The 22,935-nt window shown below is 71.7% G+C and carries 29 protein-coding genes, 2 tRNA genes and 1 pseudogene; 16 read left to right on the forward strand and 16 right to left on the reverse strand.

From position 1 onward, the window contains the following. Positions 1 to 859 precede the first annotated feature (859 nt). The gene (locus PHY01_RS06635) at positions 860 to 2,617 is read left to right on the forward strand and encodes a helix-turn-helix domain-containing protein (protein WP_246085741.1); all 1,758 of its coding nucleotides are present in this window, start codon (positions 860 to 862) and stop codon (positions 2,615 to 2,617) included. A 21-nt stretch (positions 2,618 to 2,638) separates the two neighbouring features. Then, positions 2,639 to 3,619 carry an alpha/beta fold hydrolase gene (locus PHY01_RS06640; protein WP_246085742.1) on the forward strand — a complete coding sequence of 327 codons (981 nt, stop codon included), beginning with the start codon at positions 2,639 to 2,641 and terminating at the stop codon, positions 3,617 to 3,619. A 98-nt stretch (positions 3,620 to 3,717) separates the two neighbouring features. Here the strand turns inward: PHY01_RS06640 and PHY01_RS06645 are convergent, their stop codons facing one another. Further along, positions 3,718 to 4,416: a DedA family protein gene (locus PHY01_RS06645; protein WP_170183668.1), complete on the reverse strand. Its 699-nt coding sequence runs from the start codon at positions 4,414 to 4,416 to the stop codon at positions 3,718 to 3,720. Positions 4,417 to 4,559: 143 nt separating this feature from the next. On the opposite strand from PHY01_RS06645, the gene PHY01_RS06650 reads away from it, so the two are divergent. From PHY01_RS06650 to PHY01_RS06665, 4 genes are all read left to right on the forward strand, one after another. After that, positions 4,560 to 4,910, forward strand: a complete 351-nt coding sequence (locus PHY01_RS06650; RefSeq protein WP_141277651.1) for an STAS domain-containing protein — start codon at positions 4,560 to 4,562, stop codon at positions 4,908 to 4,910. Between the two features lie 45 nt (positions 4,911 to 4,955). After that, positions 4,956 to 5,429 (forward strand): ATP-binding protein, encoded by a 474-nt coding sequence (locus PHY01_RS06655; protein ID WP_141277652.1) that lies wholly within the window; start codon positions 4,956 to 4,958, stop codon positions 5,427 to 5,429. Between the two features lie 42 nt (positions 5,430 to 5,471). After that, on the forward strand, positions 5,472 to 5,984 hold the full coding sequence (locus PHY01_RS06660) for a hypothetical protein (protein WP_141277653.1): 513 nt from the start codon (positions 5,472 to 5,474) through the stop codon (positions 5,982 to 5,984). 87 nt (positions 5,985 to 6,071) lie between these two features. Beyond that, complete coding sequence (locus PHY01_RS06665; protein ID WP_141277690.1) at positions 6,072 to 6,773, forward strand: IclR family transcriptional regulator; 702 nt, start codon at positions 6,072 to 6,074, stop codon at positions 6,771 to 6,773. Positions 6,774 to 6,791: 18 nt separating this feature from the next. Here PHY01_RS06665 and PHY01_RS06670 read toward each other — a convergent pair whose 3' ends face one another. Beyond that, complete coding sequence (locus PHY01_RS06670; protein WP_170183669.1) at positions 6,792 to 7,391, reverse strand: TetR/AcrR family transcriptional regulator; 600 nt, start codon at positions 7,389 to 7,391, stop codon at positions 6,792 to 6,794. A 93-nt stretch (positions 7,392 to 7,484) separates the two neighbouring features. Between PHY01_RS06670 and PHY01_RS06675 the strand changes: the two genes are divergently transcribed. Next, entirely contained in the window at positions 7,485 to 8,042 is a 558-nt protein-coding gene (locus PHY01_RS06675; RefSeq protein WP_170183670.1) for an ester cyclase, read from the forward strand. Positions 8,043 to 8,050: 8 nt separating this feature from the next. Here the strand turns inward: PHY01_RS06675 and PHY01_RS06680 are convergent. The 4 genes from PHY01_RS06680 to PHY01_RS06695 all read right to left on the reverse strand — a co-directional run bounded on the left by PHY01_RS06680 (position 8,051) and on the right by PHY01_RS06695 (position 9,917). Then, positions 8,051 to 8,124, reverse strand: a tRNA-Gly gene (locus PHY01_RS06680). An 86-nt stretch (positions 8,125 to 8,210) separates the two neighbouring features. Beyond that, on the reverse strand, positions 8,211 to 8,516 hold the full coding sequence (locus PHY01_RS06685) for a hypothetical protein (protein WP_141277656.1): 306 nt from the start codon (positions 8,514 to 8,516) through the stop codon (positions 8,211 to 8,213). Positions 8,517 to 8,617: 101 nt separating this feature from the next. Further along, a complete protein-coding gene (locus tag PHY01_RS06690) occupies positions 8,618 to 9,103 on the reverse strand; it encodes a class F sortase (RefSeq protein WP_246085744.1) in 486 nt (161 codons plus the stop codon). A 115-nt stretch (positions 9,104 to 9,218) separates the two neighbouring features. Beyond that, positions 9,219 to 9,917 carry a CHRD domain-containing protein gene (locus PHY01_RS06695; RefSeq protein WP_141277658.1) on the reverse strand — a complete coding sequence of 233 codons (699 nt, stop codon included), beginning with the start codon at positions 9,915 to 9,917 and terminating at the stop codon, positions 9,219 to 9,221. A gap of 130 nt (positions 9,918 to 10,047) precedes the next feature. Between PHY01_RS06695 and PHY01_RS06700 the strand changes: the two genes are divergently transcribed. Beyond that, positions 10,048 to 10,124 (forward strand) — tRNA-Pro (locus PHY01_RS06700). Between the two features lie 63 nt (positions 10,125 to 10,187). Here the strand turns inward: PHY01_RS06700 and PHY01_RS06705 are convergent. Genes PHY01_RS06705 through PHY01_RS06725 form a run of 6 tightly spaced genes read right to left on the reverse strand, consistent with a single transcriptional unit; the run spans position 10,188 to position 13,724 of the window. Continuing rightward, the gene (locus PHY01_RS06705; RefSeq protein ID WP_141277659.1) at positions 10,188 to 11,330 is read right to left on the reverse strand and encodes a tyrosine-type recombinase/integrase; all 1,143 of its coding nucleotides are present in this window, start codon (positions 11,328 to 11,330) and stop codon (positions 10,188 to 10,190) included. Further along, the gene (locus PHY01_RS06710) at positions 11,327 to 11,536 is read right to left on the reverse strand and encodes an excisionase family DNA-binding protein (RefSeq protein WP_141277660.1); all 210 of its coding nucleotides are present in this window, start codon (positions 11,534 to 11,536) and stop codon (positions 11,327 to 11,329) included. The genes PHY01_RS06705 and PHY01_RS06710 overlap by 4 nt, the downstream gene beginning before the upstream one ends. Next, positions 11,536 to 12,744: an FtsK/SpoIIIE domain-containing protein gene (locus tag PHY01_RS06715; RefSeq protein WP_141277661.1), complete on the reverse strand. Its 1,209-nt coding sequence runs from the start codon at positions 12,742 to 12,744 to the stop codon at positions 11,536 to 11,538. The genes PHY01_RS06710 and PHY01_RS06715 overlap by 1 nt, the downstream gene beginning before the upstream one ends. Then, a complete protein-coding gene (locus tag PHY01_RS26255) occupies positions 12,741 to 12,905 on the reverse strand; it encodes a hypothetical protein (protein WP_170183671.1) in 165 nt (54 codons plus the stop codon). The genes PHY01_RS06715 and PHY01_RS26255 overlap by 4 nt, the downstream gene beginning before the upstream one ends. Then, entirely contained in the window at positions 12,898 to 13,329 is a 432-nt protein-coding gene (locus tag PHY01_RS06720; RefSeq protein ID WP_141277662.1) for a hypothetical protein, read from the reverse strand. Before PHY01_RS06720 ends, PHY01_RS26255 begins: the two co-directional genes overlap by 8 nt. Continuing rightward, complete coding sequence (locus PHY01_RS06725; protein WP_141277663.1) at positions 13,326 to 13,724, reverse strand: hypothetical protein; 399 nt, start codon at positions 13,722 to 13,724, stop codon at positions 13,326 to 13,328. The genes PHY01_RS06720 and PHY01_RS06725 overlap by 4 nt, the downstream gene beginning before the upstream one ends. A gap of 164 nt (positions 13,725 to 13,888) precedes the next feature. Between PHY01_RS06725 and PHY01_RS06730 the strand changes: the two genes are divergently transcribed. Genes PHY01_RS06730 through PHY01_RS06740 form a run of 3 tightly spaced genes read left to right on the forward strand, consistent with a single transcriptional unit; the run spans position 13,889 to position 16,293 of the window. Further along, the gene (locus PHY01_RS06730; protein ID WP_246085745.1) at positions 13,889 to 14,512 is read left to right on the forward strand and encodes a helix-turn-helix transcriptional regulator; all 624 of its coding nucleotides are present in this window, start codon (positions 13,889 to 13,891) and stop codon (positions 14,510 to 14,512) included. After that, positions 14,509 to 14,868 (forward strand): divalent-cation tolerance protein CutA, encoded by a 360-nt coding sequence (gene cutA / locus PHY01_RS28175; protein WP_141277664.1) that lies wholly within the window; start codon positions 14,509 to 14,511, stop codon positions 14,866 to 14,868. Before PHY01_RS06730 ends, cutA begins: the two co-directional genes overlap by 4 nt. A 12-nt stretch (positions 14,869 to 14,880) precedes the next feature. After that, on the forward strand, positions 14,881 to 16,293 hold the full coding sequence (locus PHY01_RS06740) for an AAA family ATPase (RefSeq protein WP_141277665.1): 1,413 nt from the start codon (positions 14,881 to 14,883) through the stop codon (positions 16,291 to 16,293). Positions 16,294 to 16,940: 647 nt separating this feature from the next. On the opposite strand, the gene PHY01_RS06745 is transcribed toward PHY01_RS06740, so the two are convergent. The 3 genes from PHY01_RS06745 to PHY01_RS06755 form a co-directional block, all read right to left on the reverse strand. After that, positions 16,941 to 18,293: a rolling circle replication-associated protein gene (locus PHY01_RS06745; protein ID WP_141277666.1), complete on the reverse strand. Its 1,353-nt coding sequence runs from the start codon at positions 18,291 to 18,293 to the stop codon at positions 16,941 to 16,943. A gap of 556 nt (positions 18,294 to 18,849) precedes the next feature. Next, a complete protein-coding gene (locus PHY01_RS06750; RefSeq protein WP_141277667.1) occupies positions 18,850 to 19,635 on the reverse strand; it encodes an SDR family oxidoreductase in 786 nt (261 codons plus the stop codon). Positions 19,636 to 19,667: 32 nt separating this feature from the next. Further along, a complete protein-coding gene (locus tag PHY01_RS06755) occupies positions 19,668 to 20,024 on the reverse strand; it encodes a nuclear transport factor 2-like protein (protein WP_141277668.1) in 357 nt (118 codons plus the stop codon). A 78-nt stretch (positions 20,025 to 20,102) separates the two neighbouring features. Between PHY01_RS06755 and PHY01_RS06760 the strand changes: the two genes are divergently transcribed. From PHY01_RS06760 to PHY01_RS06765, 3 genes are all read left to right on the forward strand, one after another. After that, positions 20,103 to 20,897 carry a MerR family transcriptional regulator gene (locus PHY01_RS06760; protein ID WP_141277669.1) on the forward strand — a complete coding sequence of 265 codons (795 nt, stop codon included), beginning with the start codon at positions 20,103 to 20,105 and terminating at the stop codon, positions 20,895 to 20,897. Between the two features lie 78 nt (positions 20,898 to 20,975). Further along, positions 20,976 to 21,104 (forward strand): hypothetical protein, encoded by a 129-nt coding sequence (locus tag PHY01_RS27900; RefSeq protein ID WP_281283598.1) that lies wholly within the window; start codon positions 20,976 to 20,978, stop codon positions 21,102 to 21,104. Then, the gene (locus PHY01_RS06765) at positions 21,101 to 21,382 is read left to right on the forward strand and encodes a DUF1905 domain-containing protein (protein ID WP_141277670.1); all 282 of its coding nucleotides are present in this window, start codon (positions 21,101 to 21,103) and stop codon (positions 21,380 to 21,382) included. Before PHY01_RS27900 ends, PHY01_RS06765 begins: the two co-directional genes overlap by 4 nt. A 10-nt stretch (positions 21,383 to 21,392) precedes the next feature. On the opposite strand, the gene PHY01_RS06770 is transcribed toward PHY01_RS06765, so the two are convergent. Beyond that, a complete protein-coding gene (locus PHY01_RS06770) occupies positions 21,393 to 21,833 on the reverse strand; it encodes a dienelactone hydrolase family protein (protein ID WP_218030042.1) in 441 nt (146 codons plus the stop codon). 29 nt (positions 21,834 to 21,862) lie between these two features. Between PHY01_RS06770 and PHY01_RS06775 the strand changes: the two are divergent. Beyond that, a pseudogene (locus tag PHY01_RS06775) lies at positions 21,863 to 22,108 on the forward strand (ABC transporter); the annotation flags it as partial. Continuing rightward, positions 22,105 to 22,902 carry an ABC transporter permease gene (locus PHY01_RS06780; RefSeq protein ID WP_218030043.1) on the forward strand — a complete coding sequence of 266 codons (798 nt, stop codon included), beginning with the start codon at positions 22,105 to 22,107 and terminating at the stop codon, positions 22,900 to 22,902. The pseudogene PHY01_RS06775 and the gene PHY01_RS06780, both read left to right, overlap by 4 nt. Positions 22,903 to 22,935: the final 33 nt, after the last annotated feature.

Consider the following 22,935-nt stretch of genomic DNA (forward strand, 5'->3'; position numbering starts at 1 on the left):
CTGCCCTGTGCCGACTCATTCCTGCCCGATTGCGCGATCACCCCATCGGGCGACACTATGCTCGCCTCTTCCTCCTGCGATACACGTCAATGCGCTGGCGCGGCGCTTCGCAATCCGCATCGACGGTTGCGGCCGAACGCGTCGCTTGTTAGCTTCGATCTTGTGAGCCATTGCCGACTGCGTCTGAAGATGTCATGCGCTTCCTGTCCGCTAGACGCCTACTGGCATCGGCACTAACGGTTCTCCTGCTCGCAGGCGGAGGTGTCCTGACCTCCACTTCGTCAGCCCTGGCCCAGCAATGCGTGGGGGTGAACGAAAGAGTTCCGCTGGATCAGATGCTGGTGACGTACTCCGTCAAGGTTGACTCCTGCAAGGTCGAGGAACTGGTCGGCGCGTACGGCCAGGTCATGAACGCATCCGGACTGGCGGGCCTGCTCGGAGCACGATGGTGGCGGTCGGAGTAGGCGCCGGGGCCTTCTTCGGATGGGCCTGGGACAATCAGAACAGAGTGCGCGAATGTGCGGCCGCTGGGTCGGGTATCGAATTCATTGAGACCCAGGGCTTCGTCAACGGTTGTTCGGCCCAGTAGTAGTCGGTTCGGCATACGAGGTCTCCCTGACAGCCAAAGGTTCCCGGCTCGAGGCGACGATGATCGAACACGCGAGCCGCGATGCGCCGTCGATTCTCGCTCTGACCAATTCGATTGTCATGTGGAAGGATCCGCGCCGACAGCCCGCATTCTCCGGGACGTCTGCGAGCGTCCCGGATGCAGTTCAGCCTTGAGTTCGAGCATCGCGTGTCCCGGCCACCGGCTGGAGCGCGCATGACGGGTATACGGCACGGTGGCACCATCGCCACTGTGCCGCAGACCGCGCTGGAACTGCTGCGCCTGCTCGCCCAGGATGCGTCCGCGGACCGCATCGCCGAGCAGGCGCAGCAGCATCCCGAGGCCGTCGAGCTCGCGCTGCGGGTCCGGGCCGGGATCGACGCGCACCGCCGCCGCGAGGCGGAGCTGTCGGCGCTCGTTGACACCGCCCGTGACCTGGCCTCGGCGGCCGACCCCCGCGGCGTCCTCGACGCGATCGTGCGGCGGGCCCGCACCCTGCTCGGCACCGACGTGGCCTACCTGACTCTGCACGACCCCGAGCGCGGCGACACGTTCATGCGGGCCACCGCGGGGTCGGTGTCGGCGCGGTTCCAGGCCCTGCGGCTGCCGCTGGGGGCCGGGTTGGGCGGGCTCGTCGCGCAGACCCGACGGCCGTACTGGACGCCCGACTACCCCGCCGACGAGCGCTACGACCACACCGCCGAGATCGACGGCGCCGTCGCGGAGGAGGGGCTGGTGGCGATCTGCGGCACCCCCCTGCTGGTCGACGGCGAGTTCGTCGGGGTGCTGTTCGCCTCGCACCGCACGCGGCGGGAGTTCCGGCGCGACGAGGTGGCGCTGCTGGGCTCGCTCGCGGCGCTGGCGGCGGTGTCCCTGGTGCAGGCCCGCCGCGTCGCCGAGACCGCCGACGCGCTCGCCGCCCTGTCGGCGGCGCACGCCGGGATCGAGCAGGCGGCCACGGCGCACGACCGGTTCTCCCAGGTCGTGCTCTCCGGTGGCGGGGTCGACGACATTGCAGCGGCCCTCGGCGAGCTGCTGGACTGCTGGGTCGCCGTGCTCGACGTCGACGACCACTGCCTCGCGACCCACGGCGACGCCCCGGTCCCGCGGTCCGTCGCCGTCGAGGACTCCGGGCGACTGACGCGCGTCGGCGACGGGTGGGCGGTCGCCGTCAGCGCGGCCGGGCAACGGCTGGGCACCCTCGCACTGGGCGGGATCGACGAGCTCGACCGCGGGCAGGGCCGGACCGTCGAGCGGGCCGCGATGGTCACCGCGCTGGTGCTGCTGTTCCGGCTGCGCGCCGCCGAGTCCGACCAGCGGGTGCGCAGCGACCTGCTCACCGAGCTGCTGGCCCGCACGGGCGGCGATCCGGAGCCGGCGCTGGTGGAGCGCGGTCGGCTGCTCGGGCTGCGGCTGGGCGTCCCGCACGTCGTCGCGGTGTGCCGGGGCCGGGTGCGCGGCCTCGCGGTCGCCGCGGGAGACGGCGGCGGGCTGGCCGGGCCGCACGGCGACGACCTGGTCGCCGTCGTGCCCGGCACCGACCCGTCGGCGGTGGCCGCGGCGCTGTCGCGGCGGCTCGGCGACGGCCTGACGGTCGGCGCCGCCGGGCCCGTCGTGCCGGGCGGGGGCCTGCGGGAGGTCCACGCGCAGGCCCGGCGCACCACCGACGCGCTGGTGGCACTCGGCCGGCCCGCCGGCTCGGCCCGCGAGCTGGGCTTCGCCGGGCTCGTCGGGGGGCCCGGCGACGTCGACACCTACCTGCTCGACGTCCTCGGCCCCGTCGGCGACTACGACGACCGGCGCGGCAGCGACCTGCTCGGCACGCTGGAGGCGTACTTCGCGGCCGGGGCCAGCCCCCGCCGGGCCGCCGCGGCGCTGCACGTGCACGTCAACACCGTCACCCAGCGCCTCGACCGCGTCGCGTCGCTGCTCGGCGAGGACTGGTCGACCCCCTCCCGTGCCCTGGAGCTCCAGCTGGCCCTGCACCTGCGCCGCCTGCGCCGCCCCTGAGACCGCGGTAGCGTGCGGTAGGTGATCGACTCCGACTCCGACGTCCGGCACCGCACCGTCGCCGTCAACGGGATCGAGCTGCACCTGGCCGAGTCCGGCCCCGACGACGGGCCGGTCGTCCTGCTGCTGCACGGTTTCCCCGAGTGCTGGTACTCCTGGCGCCACCAGCTCGACTCCCTGGGCGCGGCGGGTTTCCACGTCGTGGCCCCCGACCAGCGCGGCTACGGCCGCAGCGACGCACCCGCCGCCGTCGAGGACTACACGGTGCTGCACCTCGTCGGCGACGCCGTGGGGGTGCTGGACGCGGTGGGGGCCGAGCGGGCGGTCGTCGTCGGGCACGACTGGGGCGCCCCGGTGGCCTGGCACACCGCGCTGCTGCGGCCCGACCGCGTCCGCGGGGTGGCGGCGCTGTCGGTGCCCCACCTCCCCCGCACCCCGAGCCCTCCGACGCCCCTGCTCGCGCGCCGCTACGGGGAACGCTTCTACCAGCTGTGGTTCCAGGAGCAGGGGCCCGCCGACGCCGAGCTGGCCGCCGACCCGCGGGGCGCGCTCCGGCGGATCCTCACCGGCATCGGCGGGGCGGGGCCGCTGGTCGTCCCGCCCGGCGGCGGGTTCCTCGACACCCTGGCCGACCGGCCCGAGCTGCCCGGCTGGCTCACCGAGCACGACCTCGACGTGTTCGTCGCCGAGTTCGCGTCCCACGGCTTCACCGGCGGCCTGAACTGGTACCGCAACCTCGACCGCAACTGGGCCCTGACCGCCGCCTGGCACGGCGCCCGGATCACCCCGCCCGCGCTGTACCTCGCCGGCGACCGCGACACGGTCGTCGCCGGGGTCGACGTCGACGCGCTGACCGCCACGCTGCGCCGTACCTGCTCCGACCTGCGCGAGGCGCGTCTGCTCCCCGGCTGCGGGCACTGGACGCAGCAGGAACGGCCCGCCGAGGTCGGTGCGGCGCTCGCGGCCTTCGCCACGGATCCGGACCGCTACTCCCCCACGTGAGGGAGTGGCGCGCGGACCGCGCGCCGGTCGGCCGCCGCCGGTCGCTCGGCGGTGACCGTTGACCGCGCAACCGCCGCTCGACCGGTCACCGATCGTGATCAGCCGCTCGACGGAGAGCCAGAAAGCCCCGAATCCTCACGAACCGGGAGCCGTTGAGTTTCATGACCGGTACCGGCGGAACGGGGAGCCTCCGCCGGTGCCGGTCGATCCGTCCGGGCCCGGCCCGAGCGGCCGCGGACGATGCGCCGCACCACCGCGAACGCCCCGGCGGTGAGCACCGCGAGCACCCCGGCACCGAGCACGCAGAGCAGCGGGTTGCCGCCGGTGATCGGCTCCAGCACCCGGCCGACGACGAGCATGTAGGCCGCCCACGCCGCCGAGCTGGCCGCCGACCAGGGCACGAACCGCCGCAGCGGCAGCCCGAACCGGCCCGCCGCCGCCGTGCTGACGAGTCGCCCACCGGGGACGAACCGGGCGCCGACGAGCACCGTCCCGGGCCGTGTCAGCACGTGCCGGCGCACCCACCCCGAGCCGCTGCCCTCCGACGGTGCCGCGATCAGCCGGTTGGACGTGCGACCCAGCGCGTGCAGCAGCAGGTCACCGGCCAGCGACCCGACGACCGCGGCGACGAACAGGCCCGCGAGCAGCGGGACGTCGCCGTCGGTGAAGGCGACCGCGGCGGCCGTCATCAGCAGGGTCTCGCTGGGCAGCATCGGCACGGGGCCGTCGATCGCGATCATCAGGACAAGGACGGGCAGCAGCCATGCGCTGTGCACGACGGCCTGCAGGACAGCCACGACGTCCACTCCGGCCGTCCCTCCCGTGAACCCCCGCGACCCGTGCGGGTCCCAGCGTGACAGACGCCGTCGGCGCCCCACCACCGGTGTCGCCGGCCGGAGTCGCGGCATTACCCACCGGGGGAGGCGGTAGCGTCGGGCCCGTGGAGCAACTCATGACGATCCACCGCACGCAGGTCCGGGGCTTCGTCGTGGTGCAGGTCCGCGGCGAGGTCGAGGCGCTGACGGCCGGCCGCCTCGGCGACGCCGTCACCGAGGCGCTCGGCGACGGGCGGCCCGTGGTCCTGGACCTCACCGACGTCCGGTTCCTCGACTCCGCGGGCCTGGAGACGCTGGTCCGCGTCACGGAGAACAGCGAGCTGCGCCGCGGCGAGCCGCTGCGCATCGCCGTCGACCAGAACCGCCCGGTCGTCCGACCCATCCAGATCACCGGCCTGGAGGAACGGCTCGCGCTCTACGACTCCGTCGAGGACGCCACGTCCACCACGGCCTGACCTCCGTCCGGCGGCCCGCCGCGATCCTTGGCAGACTCCGCGGCGATGGGAGCCGGAGAGGTCGACAGCGCCACCCTGCAGGTCCGCCTGCTCGGGGTGCCCGCCGCCGCGTCGATCGTGCGGGAACGGCTCCGGGCCTGGCTCGACGGGCTCGGCTGGCCCGAGCACGAGGCCGACGACGTGGTGCTGGCCGTGCACGAGGCCGTCTCCAACTCCGTCGAGCACGGCTACGACGCGATGCCCGCGGGCGAGGTCGTCGTCGCGGGCGACCGCCTCGTCGACGGCGACGGGCAGCGGGTCCGGGTCGTCGTCCGCGACGAGGGGCGCTGGCGCACCCCCCGCGACCCCGGCTACCGCGGCCGCGGCCTCGCCGTCATGCGCGGGTGCATGGAGGGGGTCGACGTGCGGCCGGGCGCGGCGGGCACGGAGGTCGTGCTGCTCAGCAGGCCCGTGCCGGCGTCGCGGGCACGGGTGCTGCCGCTCGCCGTCACGACGGTCGAGGTGCACGCCCGCCTCTGAAATCCGGTCGCCCAGGCCGGTGCACGGACCTATCGTCGGGTCGTGCAGGTCAGGTTCACGCGCACCGGCGAACGGCGCTACTCGGTGACGGTGGCCCGCCCGGCGGGCGGTCCCGTGGCCGTCGACCCGGCTCCCGGTTTCCATCCGCAGATCCCGCACGACCTGGCGCACTTCGTCGTCGAGCGGCACCTGGGGCTGCGCGGGGGCATCTACGGCTCGCTCGCCGCCGGGGGCGACGCGGGCATGTTCCGGCCGGTGGACGAGCCGTACACGCGGAAGTGGGGACGCCGCAACGCCCAGCGCACCGACGGGCCGGACATGCTCCGCTCGGAGCGGCTGGCCGGGCTGCTGCAGGCGGCCTGGGAGGTACGCCACGGCGGCCGGCGCACCCCGCCCGGCGTGCGGGCGTGGATGGACGGCGCCGGGGCCGACGTCGACGCGGCGACGCTCCGCGAGCTCGTCGACCGGCTCGACGAGCTCGCCGCCCGGTGGCGCGCCCTTCCCGTCGGCGGGTCGCTCGACCTCGACTGGCCGGACGCTCCCGGCCGCCGGTAGTGGACCGGGGCGGGCGCCGCGGACACAATCGGGCACGTGCCATCCACCGTCCCGGGCGCGGTGCCGAACTCCGTCATCGGCCGGGCGATGACGCTGCTCGCGGCGTTCCGGCCCAGCGACACCGAGCTGACCCTCGCCGAGCTCACCCGGCGCACCGGCATCCCCAAACCCACCGCGCACCGGCTCGTCGCCGAGCTCGCCGAGTGGGACGTCGTCGAGCGCACCGGTACGGGCATCCGGCTGGGCATGCGCCTGTTCGAGCTCGGCGCGCTCGCCCCGCGCCAGCGCGACCTGCGCGACACCGCCGCCCCGTTCCTCGCCGACCTGTTCGAGGCCACCCACGAGACCGTGCACCTCGCCGTGCCCGACGGTGTCGAGGTGGTCTACGTGCAGAAGATCGACAGCCGGCAGGGGCCGTCGGTGCCGTCGCGGCTGGGCGGTCGCATGCCCGCGTACTGCACCGGGGTCGGCAAGGCGCTGCTCGCGTTCGCCCCGGCCGGGCGCGTCGCCGACGTCGTCGCCGCCGGGCTGGTGCGACGCACGCCCCGCACCGTCGTCGCCCCCGGGCACCTCGCCCGCGACCTGGCGCGCATCGCCGAGAGCGGCATCGCCGAGGAGCACGAGGAGTCGACGGTGGGCATCGCGTGCGTCGCGGCGCCGGTGCTGGGCGTCGACGGTGTCGCCGTGGCCGCGGTGTCCATCACCGGGTGGGCCCACCGTCTGGACACCACCCGCCTGGCCCCCGCCGTCCGCACCGCGGCGCTGGGGATCACCCGCATGCTGCGGTGACGGTGCGGGCGGGGCACGTCAGCCCGCGGACAGGATCTGCTGGGCGACGGTGGCGTGCAGCCAGTCCGCCATCTGCGGCTCGGTCCAGCCGCGCTCGTGCACCAGTGCGTGGTGGGTGCCGGGGTCGACGAGCAGCCACAGCAGGTCGGCGGCGGTGTCCGGCCGACCGATCGGCGCACCCCGATCGACCAGGAAGTCGATGACCCGACGGGTGGCCTCGGCCCGCCGCTCCTGGAAGTGCTCGTAGAGCGCGCGGACCCGGTCGTCGCCCGACGCGGCACGCAGAGCGGCGTGGATCGGCCCGACCCTGGCCCCGATGCCCAGGCACATGTCGACGTAGAGATGGAGAGCGGCGACGGGGTCGGGCTCGGCGACGATCCGTGCGACGGCAGGCCGGTCGGCCACGGGGACCTGCTCGTGGTCGCCGGCGAGCGCGGTCTCGTAGGCGAGCTTGAGCAGTTCGGGCTTGCCGCCGATGGCGTAGATGGTCCGGCGGGCGACCTGGGCCGCTGCGGCGATGTCGTCGATCGACGTGGCGGCGTAACCGCGGGCGACGAACTCGGCGCCCGCGGCGTCGATGACGGCGGCCCGGGTCCTGGCGGCCTGGTGCTCACGCACGACCGACCGGTACGGCCTCTTGACGTCACCCGACACGTGACTGCATTCTAAGTGCACTCAACACACTGCAAGTATACCCAGTGGAGGGTTCCCGTGGACGTCATCGCCAGGATCCGCGCGCAGTTCACCGCACTCGAGACCGGCGACGCCGACCTGGCGCGCGCGGCCGTCAGCCCGGACTGGGTCGACCGGGAGGCCTCGTTCGAGCACGGCCTGGGAGAGCTGCGCGGGCCGGCGAGCCTGCTCGCCACCGGCGTCTGGCTGCGCTGGGGGCTTCCCGACCTGCGTTTCGTGGAACAGTCGACGGTCGCCGACGACCGGCGGGCCATCTCCTACGTCCTGTTCACCGGCACGCACACCGGGCCCTTCATCGGCTTCCGCGACGGCAGGGTCGATCGGGTCATCCCGCCGACGGGCCGTCGGGTGGAGGTGCGCCACGCCCACGTGTACGAGCTGCGCGACGGGGAGGTCGTGACCCACGACGCCGTCCGCGACGACCTCGGGACGCTCACCCAGCTCGGCATGATGCCGCCGTCCCCCGCGATGATCGCCCGGATCGCGGCCTGGAAGGTGAGCGGGCGGGCGCGCCGGGTCGCCGACGAGATCGTCGCGGCCCAGCGGGCCGTCGTCGCGAGCCTGGTACCGGCGTGATCGGAGCGTGGAGCGGGCGACGGGAATCGAACCCGCGTAGCTAGTTTGGAAGACTAGGGCTCTACCATTGAGCTACGCCCGCGGTGCCCGGCCGACCGGGCGTCCGCCACTCTAGCGGACACCCCCGCCGCCGCCTCCCGGCGGCGCCCGGCCGGCCGTCCAGGCGGATCAGGCGAGCGGGTCGACCGGGAAGACGGCCGCGTCGGGGCCGGTCACGACCGTCTCCTGGTACCCGTCGCCGTCGGTGTCGATGTGCACCTCGTCGGCCACCACGTCGCCGTCGACGTCCACGGCGGTCACGTCGACCCAGCCGTCGCCGTTCGTGTCGTACTCGGCCACGTCGGCGTAGCCGTCCCCGTCGACGTCGGTGCTGACGGTGTCGACCCAGCCGTCGCCGTCGGAATCGATGACGGCGGTCTCGGCGCAAAGGTCGCCGTCGGTGTCGACGAGGTCGACCGTGACGATGTCGCTCATGATGTTCTCCCTGGTCCGTGGGTGTGTGGGACCAGCCTGGCGTTCCGCGGAACGCGATCGCAGGGCGTCATCATGCCGATCACCGGTGGTGGCAGCACCCGTCACAGGCGGGTGGCGTGCACGACCAGGTTGTCGGTGTAGCTGCGCTCGCCGCGGTCGAAGTCACCGGCACAGGTGACGAGCCGGAGCACGTCGTCGCGGGTGGCGCCGAAGACCTCGAACGTCGGGAACTCGTCCTTCGGCACCTGCTCGACGCGGTCGACGGCGTACCGGGCCACGGACCCGTCGCCCGTCGCGACCTCGATCGCGTCGCCCGGGCTCAGGTCACGGAGCCGGTAGAAGACGGCGGGACCGTCGCGGGAGTCCACGTGCCCGAGGAGCACCGTCGGCCCGCGGCCGCCCGGCCGCCCGCCCTCCCGGAACCAGCCGGCCAGCGCGTAGTCCGCCGGCACCTCGGCCGAGCCGTCGGCGGCGAGGCCGAGGTGCAGAAGGTCGGAGCGCACCCCGATCGACGGGATCGCGACGGCCGCAGGCTCGGCCGGGGCGACGACCGGGGGCGGGGTGAGGGCCGTGGGGGCGGTCGTCACAGGGACCGCCGGGGGCGCGGCCGGAGCCGCCCCGCACCCGGCGACGAACACCAGGGCGGCTACGACGACGCCGCCCGGGAACCCACGGGTCCCCGGGCGGTCGCCGGCCCTCGGATCAGTCCTGCGCACGCCGCCGGGCCACCAGAGTGCCCACGCCCGCGGCACCGACGAGTGCGGCGGCACCGAGCGCGACCGGCGCCCAGTTCTCGCTCGCGGCGCCGCCGGCACCGGTGGCCACCCCGCCCATCGGCACGCTGGTCAGCTGGCCACGGACCGCGCCGGCGGTGAAGTTCGCGGTGTGCGAGTCGGTGAAGAAGCTCGACGGGTCGGCCTCGATCTGGGCGAGCGAGAAGCCCTCCCCGGTGTCGGTGCCCTCGGGCGCCACGCCGGTGGTGAACGGTCCCTGCAGGCACCCCTCGCTGCGCAGGGCGCCGCTTCCGTCGTCCTCGGGGTTCGGGAACGCGATGCGCGGCGGGCCCGCCATCCCGGCCGTGCCCTCGTGGATGTGCGTCGCCGTGCGCGCCGGGCTCTCGTAGGGCGGCGTCACCCCGTTCAGGGTGATGTCGTAGCAGATGATCTCTTCGTCGCTGTTGATCCGGTAGTTGAAGGTGCCGGTGGCGCCCTCCTCACCGGGGGTGGCCACGCCGTCGGCATTCACGACCATGTCGGGTGTCGCCATCGCGGTGAACATGCTGGTGAACGAGCTGGGCTCGGGCACCTCGGTGTCCTGGGCGGAGGCGACGCCGGCGGACAGGGCGACAGAGACGGTGGTGATCGCGCTGAGGATCGCGATCCGACGAACGGTGGGGCGCATGGAGACGGTTCCTCCCGGAGACGGCCCGGCGACTGGTTCATGCCGGTTCACCCGGTGCTACGCGGTGCGCCGCACCGGCGTTCAGACCGGCGGAGAACTTTCCGTGGAGGCGCGCCTACACTCACCCCGACGGGGTGTGGCGCAGCTTGGTAGCGCACTCGCTTTGGGAGCGAGGGGCCGTGGGTTCAAATCCCGCCACCCCGACCAGGTCACAGGCAAGATCGACGATCTTGCCGACCGGTTGACAGCGGTCGTTGACAGCAATGCGGGTCATCGGAGTCCGTCCGTGAGCTGGTCGTCGAGCAGGGCGAGCGCGGCACGCTGGTTGTCCAGCGAGACGTGCGCGTAGACGTTCATGGTCATCTCGATGGCGGAGTGGCCGACGATCTCCATCACCACACGCGGACTGACGCCGAGCGCCAGCAGCAGGCTCACGCACGTGTGCCGCAGGTCGTGCAGCCGGACGCGACGCAGGCCGTGCCGCACGCACAGCGCGTGGAAGGTCCGGGTGAGCGTGCGCGGTTCGAGCGGCGTGCCCACCGACGACGTGAAGACGTACGGAGTGTCCTGCCAGTGCCGGGCGTCTGCCCGCTCTTTGCCCTGGCGCTCCCGGTGCTCGTCGAGGACCTGGACCAGGAAGGGCAGCAGCGGGACGGTCCGGCGAGACCGCTTGGTCTTGGTCGGCAGCTCCTGCAGCGCTCCGCCGGTGCGTTGCAGCCCGCGGGTGATCCGCACCGTGCCCTTGACCAGATCGACGTCCGACCAGTGCAGGCCGCACACCTCCGAGCGCCGCAGGCCGAGCAGGAGGACGGTCGCCCACAGCGCGTACAGGCGATGATCACGGGCCTTGCGGAGGAACTCCCGCGCCTCGTCGACGGTGAACGGCTCGATCACGGTCACCTTCTCGGGCGTCTCGATGCGCACGCCGCGAGCGACGTTGCGCGTCACGAGGTCCTCCGCGAACGCGTGTTGCAGCGCGACCCGCAACGTGGAGTGCACCCACTGCACCATCCGCGGGCTCATCTCCGATCCGCGCATGTCGTCGACCATGATCCGGACGTCCCGGACGGTGAGCCGGCTCAGCTTCTTGGACCCGATGCGCGGCACGAGGTGCAGCCGGACGTTGTTCTCGTAGCCGGCCACGGTCTGCGGGCGCACGCGGTGCGCCATGTGGGCGAGCCATTCGGCGAGGAACTGCTCGACCGTCAGCGTCGTCGAGCCGGCCGCCATGCCGTCGTTGTGGCGCTTCTGCAGCTCGGCCAGCTTCGCCGTGGCCTCCTTGCGCGTTCGTCCGTAGACGTAGCGTCGCTGCACCTTGTTGCCGACGGTCCGGACGTAGGCACCGGCGCACCAGCGGCCGTCCTTGCGCAGCCACACACTGCCCTCGCCGTTGGCGTTCGCCTTCCTCGTCACGCGCTCCTCCGCTCGTCGAGCAGCCGGCGCATGAACGCGTGCACGGCGTCCTCGGGGACGCGGCGGAGACGGCCGATCTTGACGGAGTCCAGCTCCCCGCACCGGATGAGGTCGAAGACCTTGCTCCGCCCGATGCGCAGCGCGTCGGCCGCTTCCTCGACGGTGAGGAGCAGGCGCAGCGGCGTGGTCGTGCGCGGTTCGGGCATCAGCTCTCCTTGGTGGCGGTGACGATCGCGTCCCAGTACTCGGAGTAGTCCGGCATCCACGGCGTGCGCAGGCGCCCCGCCTGGCCGGGCGCGTCGTACAGCGCGACGCCGGGCCGGCCGTTGCGCACGTGGTCCTCGGCGGCCGGGACGGACACGGCCGGGTGCAGCAGCCGGACCGCGTCGACGTTGTCGACGGGCAGCGAGACCCGGTAGGCGAACTGGCCGCGCAGCAGACCGCCGCCGACCTCGTTGGCCTCCGCCCGCTGCGGCAGCATGATCACGCGGATGCCGACCTTGCCGCCCTCGGCCGCGAGCCGGCGCGCGGCGACGGCCAGGCGCTCGCGCAGCTTGCGGTCCGCGCCGGCCATGCCGAGCAGGGCGAGCCATTCCTCGAGGACGACGAACAGCAGGGGCGTACCGGCGTCGAGCGGGAGCACGTCGGCGCGCTGCGGGATGCGCGCGAGTCGGCCGTCCAGCTCGGCCACCAGGGCGTCGAGCATCCGGGCGTGTGCGTCGACGTCGGCGCCCAGCGACTGCCACCGGGCGTGCCGCGAGCCGACGAACGGACGGAGCAGCACCGACGACGGGTCGCAGCCGGCGATGAGCGCGTCCGGCGCGGCCGCGAGCTGCTGCAGAACCGCGTAGGACAGCCGCGACTTCCCCGACCCGGTGCGGCCCTGCACGATCAGGTGCACGCGGTCGGCGAAGGAGATCGTGACCGGCTTGCCGAACTCGTCGGCGCCGAGCAGCACGGGCGCGGTCGCCGACGTCCCCGGCGGCCGGTACGGCAGCGGCATCGGGGTCGTCAGCGGGTCGCGGACGAGCAGTGCGACCCGCACCCAGCCGTGCCGGAAGGGGGTCACGCGGACCATTGGCACGCCCATGCCCTCGGCGAGCCGGTGGGCCTGGGCGCGGTAGTCGTCGACGACCTGGCCCGGCAGCATCCGGACGACGAGCGTCAGCGGCGGGCCGGCCTCGACCGCAACGAGCTGCGGGACCGACGTGTGCGGGATGCGCGCGGCCGTCACCGTGTGGTGGACGAGATGGGCGCCGTCGACGGTGTCGGTCCACTGCCACCCGAGGTAGCGCGCGTACTCGTCGAGCTCGCGGGCCTCGCGGCGACGGCGCCACCAGGCGACGGGTCCCCGACCCTGCTCCGGGACTGCGGATCGGGCGACAACGGCGGCCGTGTGCGGTTCCAGGCTCATCGCTCCGCCCCGCTCTCGACCAGCTCTCCTAGCCAGACCCAGCCGCCGCAGTCGGGACAGCCGGCCCGCACGAGCGCGGCGAACTCCGTCGCGGTCGTGCGGGCCGGCTCCCACACGTGTGGGCAGTCCTGGCACACCAGGACGGCCGCGCGCTCAGGCATCGACTCTCTCCGCCCGGTGCCGGGCCAGCGCACGGAGCCTGGCGAGGGACAAGCGGTGCGTCTCATCGTCGAGCGGGAGGCTCAGGAAGCACGCCGTGTCGTTGAGGTCCGGGCCGCGCAGGTGCGCCCACACCGTGATGCGCACGCCGCCGACGAGGCCGCTGACCTCCAACCGGATGTAGTCCTCGCACTCCCGGCCGGCCGCAGCAGGTTCGGGAAGCGCGTCCGCCCAGGCGATCAGCGCGTCGACCCGGTCGCCGAGGCCGACCATCGACAGCTGCAGGCGGACGGCCAGCCGCTCGGGCCAGCAGGTAATCACCTGCACCGCCGCGATGTCGGGCAATTCGTCCAGTGGCAGTGCCAACAGCCCGGAGCCGATCTCGGCCATCGCCCGGGCCATGTCGGGGATGCGGTGCTCCATCACGCCGCCCCCTCGGTCGCGCGCGGCTTGGGCGCCTGGCCGGTCGCGGCGGTGGAGCGGATCGCCCCGGCTCGGTACCAGACCTGCACGCCAGTCACCTGGCCCTCGCGGTTCTTGCGCTCCATCACCCCGACCTCGAAGTCCAATAGCTCGACCGGCGTGCCGGGGGCGAGCCCCTCCCCCGGGTCCTTCTCGCTCGTGACGCCGACGTTGATCAGCTCGCGCTGCGGGCGCCCGAACGCGCGGAACTCCGCCGCGAGCTGGGCGACCCACTTGGGCGTGCCGTCCTTGGCCGTCTCCTGTCGATAGGGGTCCCCGAACGCCGTCTTCGGCTCGACGCCGAGCAGCAGGACGGAGCTGAACGTGCGGGTCTGGTCGACCTTGAAGTTCTGGATCACGGTAACTGCACTCCTTGACGAGTGAGACTTCTCTGTCCTCGACCGAGGACATCTACGTCCGTAGCGTGGAGGACGTACACGTCCCCTGTCAAGGACAAGTCAGACCTCTAGCTGCGGACGGTAGCGTCCGGCTCGCAGGACACGACCGTCCCCCTGCTCAATGGATGAACAACATGGAGATGAACGAAGTCATCCGGCACCGTCGCAGCGAACTGGGCATGTCCCAGGGCGACCTGGCCGCCAAGGTCGGCGTGGACCGTCGACAGATCCGCCGCTACGAAGCCGGCGAGACACAGCCGACGCTGTCGGTCGCGAAGACCATCGCCCGAGCCCTCGGCATCTCGATCGACGAGCTGGCCGGCGACGAGACACACCGCATCGACCTCACCGGCGACTGGTGGGCGTGCTGGCAGTCCTGGAAGGACGGCGTGGAGGTGCTCAACCCCCACGAGATCCGCATGAGCCAGCGCGGCGACACCGTCGAGTTTGTCGCCGTCACCCGCGGCACCCCCGTCGAGGGCGGCGGCTACACGTGGCAGGGCGAGATGCGCGTGTGGGACAACGAGGTCCTCATGGGCTGGTATGTCGCGAACGAGGGCGCCATCCGCTCGAAGGGCACGGTGTATTTCACCCTCCACCAGCACGGTGTTAACGCTGTGGGTCGCTGGGTCGGACTCAGCTACGACGGGCCGATCATCACCGGGTGGGGAGCCCTCGCGAAGACCAAGGATGAGGTCGTGGCCCTCATGGACAAGCTGCGGAGCGACGAGAAAGCGAGTGCGTCATGACCGAGCCGGCCCCTGAGCAGTTGGAGTGCGTCGAGGTCGTCATCACGGCCGAGAGCGCGGAGTGGTTGGCCGAGTTCACACGATCGCTCGTACAGGAGCGCTTAGTGGCATGTGGGCATAACATCGAGCGAATCCGGGCGATCTACCGATGGGATGGAGAGGTGCACGACGAGGCGCAGGCGAGGGTGGGACTACACACTCGCGCGAGCCTTGTCCCCGAGATCGTTGCACGAGCCGACCGCAGCCATCCCGACGACGTTCCCTGCGTCATCGCGTTGCCGATTACATCTGGTCACCGCGACTATATCACCTGGGTTTACGAACAGACTGCAGCCAGCCATACTAGAACAGAATAAGGAAAGCTGCACATGAAGATCACTATACAAAACCTCGGACCAATTCGGGCAGCCGAGATCCCATTAAGTCGCCTGCTAGTTTTTGTCGGCTTTAACAATACCGGTAAGTCGTTCGCGGCGGCAAGCATTCATGCCTTACTGTCGAGATTCGCGCGCGACGATTCCTTTGTCCAGTACGGAAGAACTAGTCTGCGCCTGAACGAACTAGACCCTGAGATGACCGAAGCGGCAAATTCGCTCATGGGCAGCAAGTCCAGAGTCAAGTTCGACACATTGCAGCCAGACCTGCAACGATTCTTTGCCGATCACTTAAACGAAAGCTTGACACGCTACGCCTGGTCTCTTATTCCAGAAATAGAGCGGGTCACCGCTACCGAGGCAACAGAATTGCGCCGACGGAGACTGGGCAAGGCGCCTAGATCTGCGTTCAGACTGGACTTTGATCGGCCACAGTGGGGCATCCGGATCGGCCTGGGAGCACACCGAAATTCTATGCAGATCCGGCACCCCGAAATCGAGTCAGTTTGGAACGAACTGAGCGCATCGAGATGGCGACAGATTCAACTTCGCACGCGACGGTTTCAAGGCGCATCCCGGCGAGGACAGTTCCATCTGCGCGAGATATTGCGCGAGTTGAACTTCGCCTGCTTCCAAGAGATGCCGGCAGCAACCAGCTACTTGCCTGCAGCGCGGTCTGGTCTTATGCAGTCGCAGAAGGCCTTGTCAGGTGCAATTATTCGACAGTCTTCACTCGCCGGCATCCGTGCCATGAATATTCCGGCACTCAGTGGTGTAGTGGCGGAGTTCTTGGGCAATCTCACCGAGCTAGAAATTGAGCCGCGCGGCGACTTCGAGCACCAAGCCGAGCGACTTGAAAGTGAACTGCTCGACGGAGAGATCGTCTTACAGGAGGCAAGAAACAGCCTCGAAGTCTACTACAAGACACCTGTCGGCGCTTATCCCTTATCTCGAACCAGCTCGATGATCTCCGAGATCGCGCCGATCGTTCTATACCTGAGAAACATCGTTCAAACCGACGAGATGCTCATCATCGAGGAGCCCGAAGCCCATCTTCACCCTTCAGCACAGATAGTCCTGGCGCGAATCCTAGTAGAACTCGTTAACTCAGGACTTATCGTAGCTCTTACAACACACAGCGAATACTTCCTTCAGCAACTTAGCAACAGCATGCTTGCTGCTGCAATGCCGGACGACACCGCAAGCATTGCCGGGTACTTAGACGTTGAACAGCTCGACACTTACGCGGTGTCCGCATACAGATTCGAGCCATCGGCGGATGGTACCGTTGTCGAGCAAATTCCTACTGATCGGTCAGGCATACCAAACGCATCTTTTGAGCGAGTTGCGGAGCGCCTGTACGACGAGATGGTCGTCTTCGAGCGCAGGCTCTCGAATGGCTCGTAACTCTTTCCCGGGTTCGCTGTTTCAAGATCCCTGCTGTCGCTTGCCGAAGTTCGACGAGGGCGGCTGCCGCATTATACTTCCGCGCGACAACGCAGTTAATCTTTCTGGGAGTGCCCTGCAGTCGAATCATGACATTGACGGGAAGCTCTGCGACGTACTCACAAGCAAATCAGCAGCCGGTGGCACCTCATACGTTGTCGCTGAGGCGAAGGGAGGCGGCGCGAGTGCAAGTCATGTGCGCGACCAACTCCAGGCTGGCGTCAGCCTTATCGAGATGCATGCCAGACCAAGCCAGAATGCGGAGTTGCGGGCTTTCCTAGTGCATCAACGAATGAGCCCTGTCGAGCTGCGTCAATTTCAGCGGCAACGCCTTCAATTTCAAGGGCGTAAGATTGTCATAGAGCGCATCAAGTGCGGCGGGTCAATTTAGCTTTCAGGCATTGCTCACTTGTACGTAGATTCGTACCTAGCGCCCGGGCACCGCTCAGGAGAGCCTGGGCTCTCCCTCACGACCCACCCAAGGGCTATCAGGACCGGTGCCGGGCGCATCGGTCGTTCGTCCAGCGGGGCGCTCCACCGATGCGCCCGACCCCGCTCCTGATCGGGCGTTGCCTGCGCCGCGAGGGAGAGCCAGCTCGGGCACGTGGTCAGGAAGAACCAGCGGTGGTGAGGTCGGCGAGGTAGCGCGCGAGCTGGGAGGCGAACTCGGAACCGTCGTTGACGCAGACGAACCCGCGCCCATGCTTGAGCAGCTCCTTCCGCACGGTCGAGCGCCGGTAGGTCACACGGCCGGTGGACTGCTCGACCCGCTGCACGCTGATCGTCTTCCGGAGGCCCTTGGCCCGGTACCAGCGCCGGGCGATGCGACCGGCCGCGATCCCGACCGCCGGCGTCACCTGCCGGATGGCCAACTCGCGGTGCAGGCCCCGGTAGCCCCAGAACCGGCCCACGCTCCCCTCCTCGGTCACGTCGGCGTCGGGGCAGCCACAGTCCGGGCACTCGTCGCGGTAGGAGTTGTAGCCGGCCCCGCACTCCGTGCAGATGCAGACGGTAGTGAGCCACTCGCGCGGCACCTGGTGTTGGTATTCCTTGGCCCCGCCGGTGCCGTACTTGGCGAAGTACATCGCCATCCGCCGCGGGTCAGTGAGCTTGATGCCCTGGGCGTAGTCCACCCCCGTGCCGGCGAGCAGGTGGCGGCGGCGCTGCTCGGGGTCGGGGTGCCCGACGATGTCGGCCCAGGTGATTGAGAGCCAGCGCTTGAAGTCCACCCGGATCGGCTGGCCGGTGGCCGGGTCGTGGAGGAGGGTCGTGCTCATCGGTGGGGTGGTCGAGAGGTGGAAGTGCGGAGCGCCCCGACGCTGGAACTCCTTCTTCCACGGCCCGCGCAGCGGCTCACCCCACGTCCGCGCGTAGCGCTTGCACAGCGCCTGGAAGTGCTTGGTGGCCACGTCGGCGGTCGGGGCGACGGTGAGCCAGTCGCCGGGGTAGGTCAGCGTGAGCATGGCCGGGAGCCGGCCGCGCCGATCCTCCGTCGTGCGGCCGGCGTGGCGGCAGCGGGGGCAGCGGTCGAGCTGCTCGTCGTACTCACGCCGGCAACCGGCGCAGACGTGGAACCGGCCGTAGAGGTAGGTGTAGTCCAGGTCCGAGAGCCGTTCGACCAGGCGGGCGCGGGAGCGTCTCGTCCAGGCCGTGATGGTGCCGCGTGTGGGCAGCGGTTCGGGCATGTCGCCCTCCCAGGTGGCCGCGATGTCGACGTGCTTGCGGCGCCGCTCGACGGCCCGCTCGTGGGTGCGCTCTGCGCGGGCGTAGTCGCGAGTGCGGACGCGGAACACGCCGGGGCTGACGACGATCTCCCAGCGCGGTCCCTCGGTGAGCACGCTCGACTCGCCGACGGCGCTGGCCGTGATGTGCGGGATCAAATCGGCCGCGTGCTGCACGAGCTCGGCGCTCGGGAACGAGGGACACCAGAGCGGAGCCGGCTCGATGTCGAGGGCGTTCATGTCCTTGGAGCGGACAGATATAGCACATGTGACAAGCCCTGGCCGGGCCGCCAGGCTCGGCCTGGCACCGGCCGCGCCCCGGGCGTCGCCCGGCCTGCCCGCCGCTCCTGCCTCCGGCCCGCGGCGGGCGGCCGGCGCCGCCCGGCGCGGCCCGTTGCAGTCGGGCACGGCGGCCCGGAGAGAGGTTGTCATGCGCTCTGCCCGCGCAGGACGGACGCGCCGTCGTCGAGGTGCTCCGCGGTGTGCTCGGCCGGCGCCGCGTGCATAGCGTCGACCTTGCCGACACCTCGACGAGCTGACAGCGAACCGTGACAGCAACGACCCCGTACGGAGCCGCATCCGGGAGCACTCCCCTGCACCTCGTGCGGCTGGTGGCGGACGGTGCCGGACCCTGTGGCCTCGGTTTGGGAGCGAGGGGCCGTGGGTTCAAATCCCGCCACCCCGACCAGGTCACAGGTAAGATCGACGATCGTGCCGGACGCCTGATCGGCCGATGTGCAGCAGCCGGTGGCAACGGCGTCGGACCCGGGACGTCGAGCACGGCGGTGGCCCCGCCTCAGACGGTCGGCACCGTCCCGCCGTCGATCACGTACTCGGCGCCCACGATCGCGGAGGCGCGGTCGGAGACCAGGAACCCGACCAGGTCCGCGATCTCCTCGACGTCGGCGAACCGGCCCAGTGGCACCCCGCCGAGGGAGTCGAAGATCGTCTGCTTCGCCGCCTCCCGGGTGAGCCCGTTGCCCTCGGCGATCCGGTCCACGAACCGCTCGTAGGCCGCGGTCTCGATCCCCCCGGGACTGATGGCGTTGACCCGCACGCCCCGCGGCGCGAGCTCGTTGGCGAGCCCCTTGCTGTAGGTGCGCAGCGCGGCCTTCGCCGCCGCGTAGGCCAGGGACGCGTCGTACTGGGGCAGCTCGCGCTGGATCGAGGTGAAGTGCAGCACCACCCCGGCCCCGGACCGGATCATCGCCGGGAGCAGCGCCCGGTCGAGCCGGACCGCGCCCAGGAGGTTGAGCTGCAGCTCGGTGAGCCACTGGTCCTCGGTGATGACCGCGAACCCCCCGGACGGCGTCGACGCCCCGCCGACGACGTGCACCAGGATGTCGAGCGGTCCGGCCTCGGCGATCCGCGCGGCCACGGCGGCCGCGCCCTCGACCGTCGAGGTGTCGGCCTCGATGAACCGGTCGGGGTGCTCGTACCCGTCGGGCATCGTCCGGGCCGTCGCGTACACGTCGGCCCCCATCTCCCGCAGCCTCGTGACGACGGCCGCGCCCGAGCCCTTGGACCCGCCCGTGACCAGCGCGCGGCGCCCGTCGAGGCGATCGCGATCCCTGCCGGACATCTCTCTCCTGACGATCGACGGTGCGCGGGCGGTCAGGCCGCGTGGTTGGCGATGACGAGCTCGGCGACGAGGTCGTCGCGCAGCGTGAACCGGTAGTCGAGCTCGGCGACGCCGCCGGGGAAGGAGCCCTCGATCCGCACGGTCACCACCCAGTGGGTGTCGTCGACGCGGTGGGCGCCGGTCTGCTCGGTCGTGTACTCGAACTCGGACCCGGCGTCCCGCAGGAACGTGTGGGCCTGCGGGCCGCGGACGGTCTCGCCCTGGTCGACGACGACGACGTCCTCGGCGAGGTACGAGGAGAGGCCGGCGTCGCGGGCGATGTGGGCGGCCATGAAGCCGCGCACGGTGGCCGGGAGGAGGTCGGAGGTCAGGTCGGTGTGCTGTGTCATGAGGACACCGTGCGTCCTCCCGGCGCGGGAGGGTCAAGCCGTGGACCCTCCCCCGGGTGGAGCGTCCAGAATGCGCGGGTGCTGACCATCGGGGAGTTCTCGCGGTTGACCCACCTCAGCGTGCGGACGCTGCGCCGGTACCACGAGGCGGCCCTGCTGGAGCCCGCCGTGGTGGACGGGACCACCGGCTACCGCTACTACGGCGTCGACCAGATTCCGACCGCGCAGGTCATCCACCGGCTCCGCGAGCTCGACGTCCCCCTGAACGACGTGCAGCGGATCCTGCGGACCCCCGATCCCGGTGTCCGGGCGGCCCTGGTCGCGGACCACCTGCGCCGCCTGGAGGACGCGCTCGACCGCACCCGGGCCGCGGTCGTGTCGCTGCGCCGCCTGCTCCGGCCCGATCCCGCGCCGATCGAGGTCGAGCTGCGGGCGGAGCCCGCGCGGACGGTCGCGGCGGTGGAGGCCGTGGTCGGGCACGGCGACGTCGCGGCCTGGTTCGCCGGGGCGATGGCCGAGCTGGAGGCGGCCGTCGGCGCCGCCGTGACCGGGCCGCCGGGCGGCAGCTACGACAACGCCCTGTTCGAGCGGGAGCGCGGGCACGCGCTCGTCTACCTGCCGACCGCGGCGCCGCCCAGCACCGGACGCGTGCACCCCGCGGTCCTGCCCGCCGCGGAGCTGGCCGTCACCACCCACGCCGGCGAGCACGACGGCATCGAGGTCACCTACGGCGAGCTCGGGACGTGGGTGGTGGAGAACGCGATGTCGGTGGCCGGGCCGGTGCGCGAGGTCTACCTCGTCGGCCCCCGGGACGCGCGCGATCCCGCGGCGTGGCGCACCGAGATCGGCTGGCCGGTCTTCCGCGTCTCCTGACGGGTCGGCGCAGGGCAGATGAGTTCCGATCCGCCCCGACGTCTCACCGGTATGACGATGACGACGAGGGTGCCGAGCGTGCCGGTCCCGGCGACGGACCAGGACTGGGCGTCGCGGTTCTCCACCGGGGTGCCGGGGTGCGGGCTGCGCACCGACGTGGGGGCCCGGACGGTCTCGGGCGTGCCGACCGGCGGGCCGGCGTCATGAGCGCCGGGGACCTGGACATCACCTTCACCGCCCGGCTGGGCCGGGTACGCCCGGGCGACACCTGGACCTGCGTCCAGCTGCCGGACTCGGCCCGGATCTTCGGCACGCGAGGCCTGGTCAAGGTCGCCGGCACCGTCGACGGCCACCCGTTCACCGGTGCGTTCATGGCCCTGGGCGACGGGACCCACAAGCTCCCGGTGGCCGCCCCCGTCCGCCGGGCGATCGGCAAGGGTGACGGGGACGACGTGGAGGTCCACCTCACCGCGCGTCTGAACTGATGCGGGGTGGTCAGCTGCGGGCCAGGAACCCGAGCATCCGCCCGACGACCAGGTCGGTGGCCGCCGCGTCGTGCACGGGCAGGCTCGCGTCGGTGAACAGGTGGTCGCCGCCGGGGTAGAGGTGCAGCTCCGCCCCGTCGACGCCGGCGACCAGCTCGCGCGCCTCGTCGACGTCGCCGAGCTCGTCGTCGGCCATGACGTGGACCTGAAGCGGCAGCCCCGGCGGCCACCCGCCGAACTCCGACGGCGGGACGCAGCCGTGCAGCAGCACCGCCCCGAGCGCGCCGGGGCGGGTCTGCGCCAGCTCCTGCGCGGGCAGCGCGCCCAGCGACATCCCGACGGCGACGAGCCCGGCCGGCAGCCCCTCGACGGCCCGCCGACCGCGCTCGAGCACGGTGCCGAAGCCGATCCCGTGGGCATGGGCGACGCCGGCGTCGAGCGTGTCGAACACCGCGCCGTCGTACAGGTCCGGGACGGTGACGGCACGTCCCGGGCGGGCACGTGCGGCTGCGCTTCGCCGACGCCGCGGCGCTGGAGCGGGCCGCGCGCGCCGTCGACGGGGCCCGCGACGACGACGCGCTCACCCTGGACGTGCCCGGCGACGGCGACGTCCGCTCGCTGCGCGCCCTGCTCGACCGGCTCGACCCCGACGCGGTGGCCGGCCTGACCGTGCACACCCCCGACCTCGACGACGTCTTCCTCGCCCTCACCGGGAGCCACCGATGATCACCGACTCGCTGACCATGCTGCGCCGCGACATCACGCACTCGCTGCGCAACCCGCTGATCACCGTCAGCGGGCTGCTCGTGCCGGTGTTCTTCCTGCTCATCTTCGTCGGGGTGTTCGGCGGGGCGCTGGGCACCGCGCTGCCCGGCGGCCTCACCTACGTCGACTACCTGGCGCCGGGCATCCTCGTCATGGCGATCGCCTCCGGCGTGGCGAGCACGGCCGTCGGCGTCAGCATGGACCTGACCGAGGGCGTCATCGACCGGTTCCGGACGATGGCGATCGCGCAGTCCGCCGTGCTGCACGGCACCGCGGCCGGGGCGGTGCTGCGCACCCTCGTCAGCGTCGCGCTGACGCTCGCGCTGGCCCTGCTGCTCGGCTTCCGGCCGGACGCCGGGCCGCTGGGGTGGCTCGGCGCGCTGGGGCTGACGGTGCTCCTGGCGACGGCGATGACGTGGCTGGGCGTCGCGTTCGGGCTGGTCGGGGGCAGCCCCGGGGGCGCCAACGGGTTCGCCCAGATCGGGCACTTCCTGCCGGTGCTCTCCAGCGCGTTCGTACCGGTGGGGTCGGTGCCCGCCGGGATGCGGTGGTTCGTCGAGCACCAGCCGTTCACCCCGATCAACGAGACGATGCGCGGGCTGCTCACCGGCACCCCCGACGCCGGCACCGCGCTGCTCGCGGTGGCGTGGTGCGTCGCGATCGCCGTCGCCGGCTACGCCTGGTCGACGTGGGCGTTCCGGCGCGGGCCGGGCCGGGCGACCACGCGCACCGCCGCACAGATCCTGAGCGGCTGAGCCGCGCCGCCGACGCGGTCCCGGCCCGACCGG

Source organism: Pseudonocardia hydrocarbonoxydans, from assembly GCF_006539565.1.
Classification (GTDB): Bacteria; Actinomycetota; Actinomycetes; order Mycobacteriales; family Pseudonocardiaceae; genus Pseudonocardia; species Pseudonocardia hydrocarbonoxydans.

Coding starts and splice junctions, on each gene's coding strand:
- PHY01_RS06655 (WP_141277652.1), top strand. CDS start 4,956: ATGGGAGCCGGAGAGGTCGACAGCGCCACCCTGCAGGTCCGCCTGCTC.
- PHY01_RS06665 (WP_141277690.1), top strand. CDS start 6,072: ATGACGCTGCTCGCGGCGTTCCGGCCCAGCGACACCGAGCTGACCCTC.
- PHY01_RS06685 (WP_141277656.1), bottom strand. CDS start 8,516: ATGAGCGACATCGTCACGGTCGACCTCGTCGACACCGACGGCGACCTT.
- PHY01_RS06695 (WP_141277658.1), bottom strand. CDS start 9,917: ATGCGCCCCACCGTTCGTCGGATCGCGATCCTCAGCGCGATCACCACC.
- PHY01_RS06710 (WP_141277660.1), bottom strand. CDS start 11,536: ATGCCCGAACCGCGCACGACCACGCCGCTGCGCCTGCTCCTCACCGTC.
- PHY01_RS06715 (WP_141277661.1), bottom strand. CDS start 12,744: ATGAGCCTGGAACCGCACACGGCCGCCGTTGTCGCCCGATCCGCAGTC.
- PHY01_RS26255 (WP_170183671.1), bottom strand. CDS start 12,905: ATGCCTGAGCGCGCGGCCGTCCTGGTGTGCCAGGACTGCCCACACGTG.
- PHY01_RS06730 (WP_246085745.1), top strand. CDS start 13,889: ATGAACAACATGGAGATGAACGAAGTCATCCGGCACCGTCGCAGCGAA.
- cutA (WP_141277664.1), top strand. CDS start 14,509: ATGACCGAGCCGGCCCCTGAGCAGTTGGAGTGCGTCGAGGTCGTCATC.
- PHY01_RS06740 (WP_141277665.1), top strand. CDS start 14,881: ATGAAGATCACTATACAAAACCTCGGACCAATTCGGGCAGCCGAGATC.
- PHY01_RS06745 (WP_141277666.1), bottom strand. CDS start 18,293: ATGAACGCCCTCGACATCGAGCCGGCTCCGCTCTGGTGTCCCTCGTTC.
- PHY01_RS06750 (WP_141277667.1), bottom strand. CDS start 19,635: ATGTCCGGCAGGGATCGCGATCGCCTCGACGGGCGCCGCGCGCTGGTC.
- PHY01_RS06755 (WP_141277668.1), bottom strand. CDS start 20,024: ATGACACAGCACACCGACCTGACCTCCGACCTCCTCCCGGCCACCGTG.
- PHY01_RS06765 (WP_141277670.1), top strand. CDS start 21,101: ATGAGCGCCGGGGACCTGGACATCACCTTCACCGCCCGGCTGGGCCGG.
- PHY01_RS06780 (WP_218030043.1), top strand. CDS start 22,105: ATGATCACCGACTCGCTGACCATGCTGCGCCGCGACATCACGCACTCG.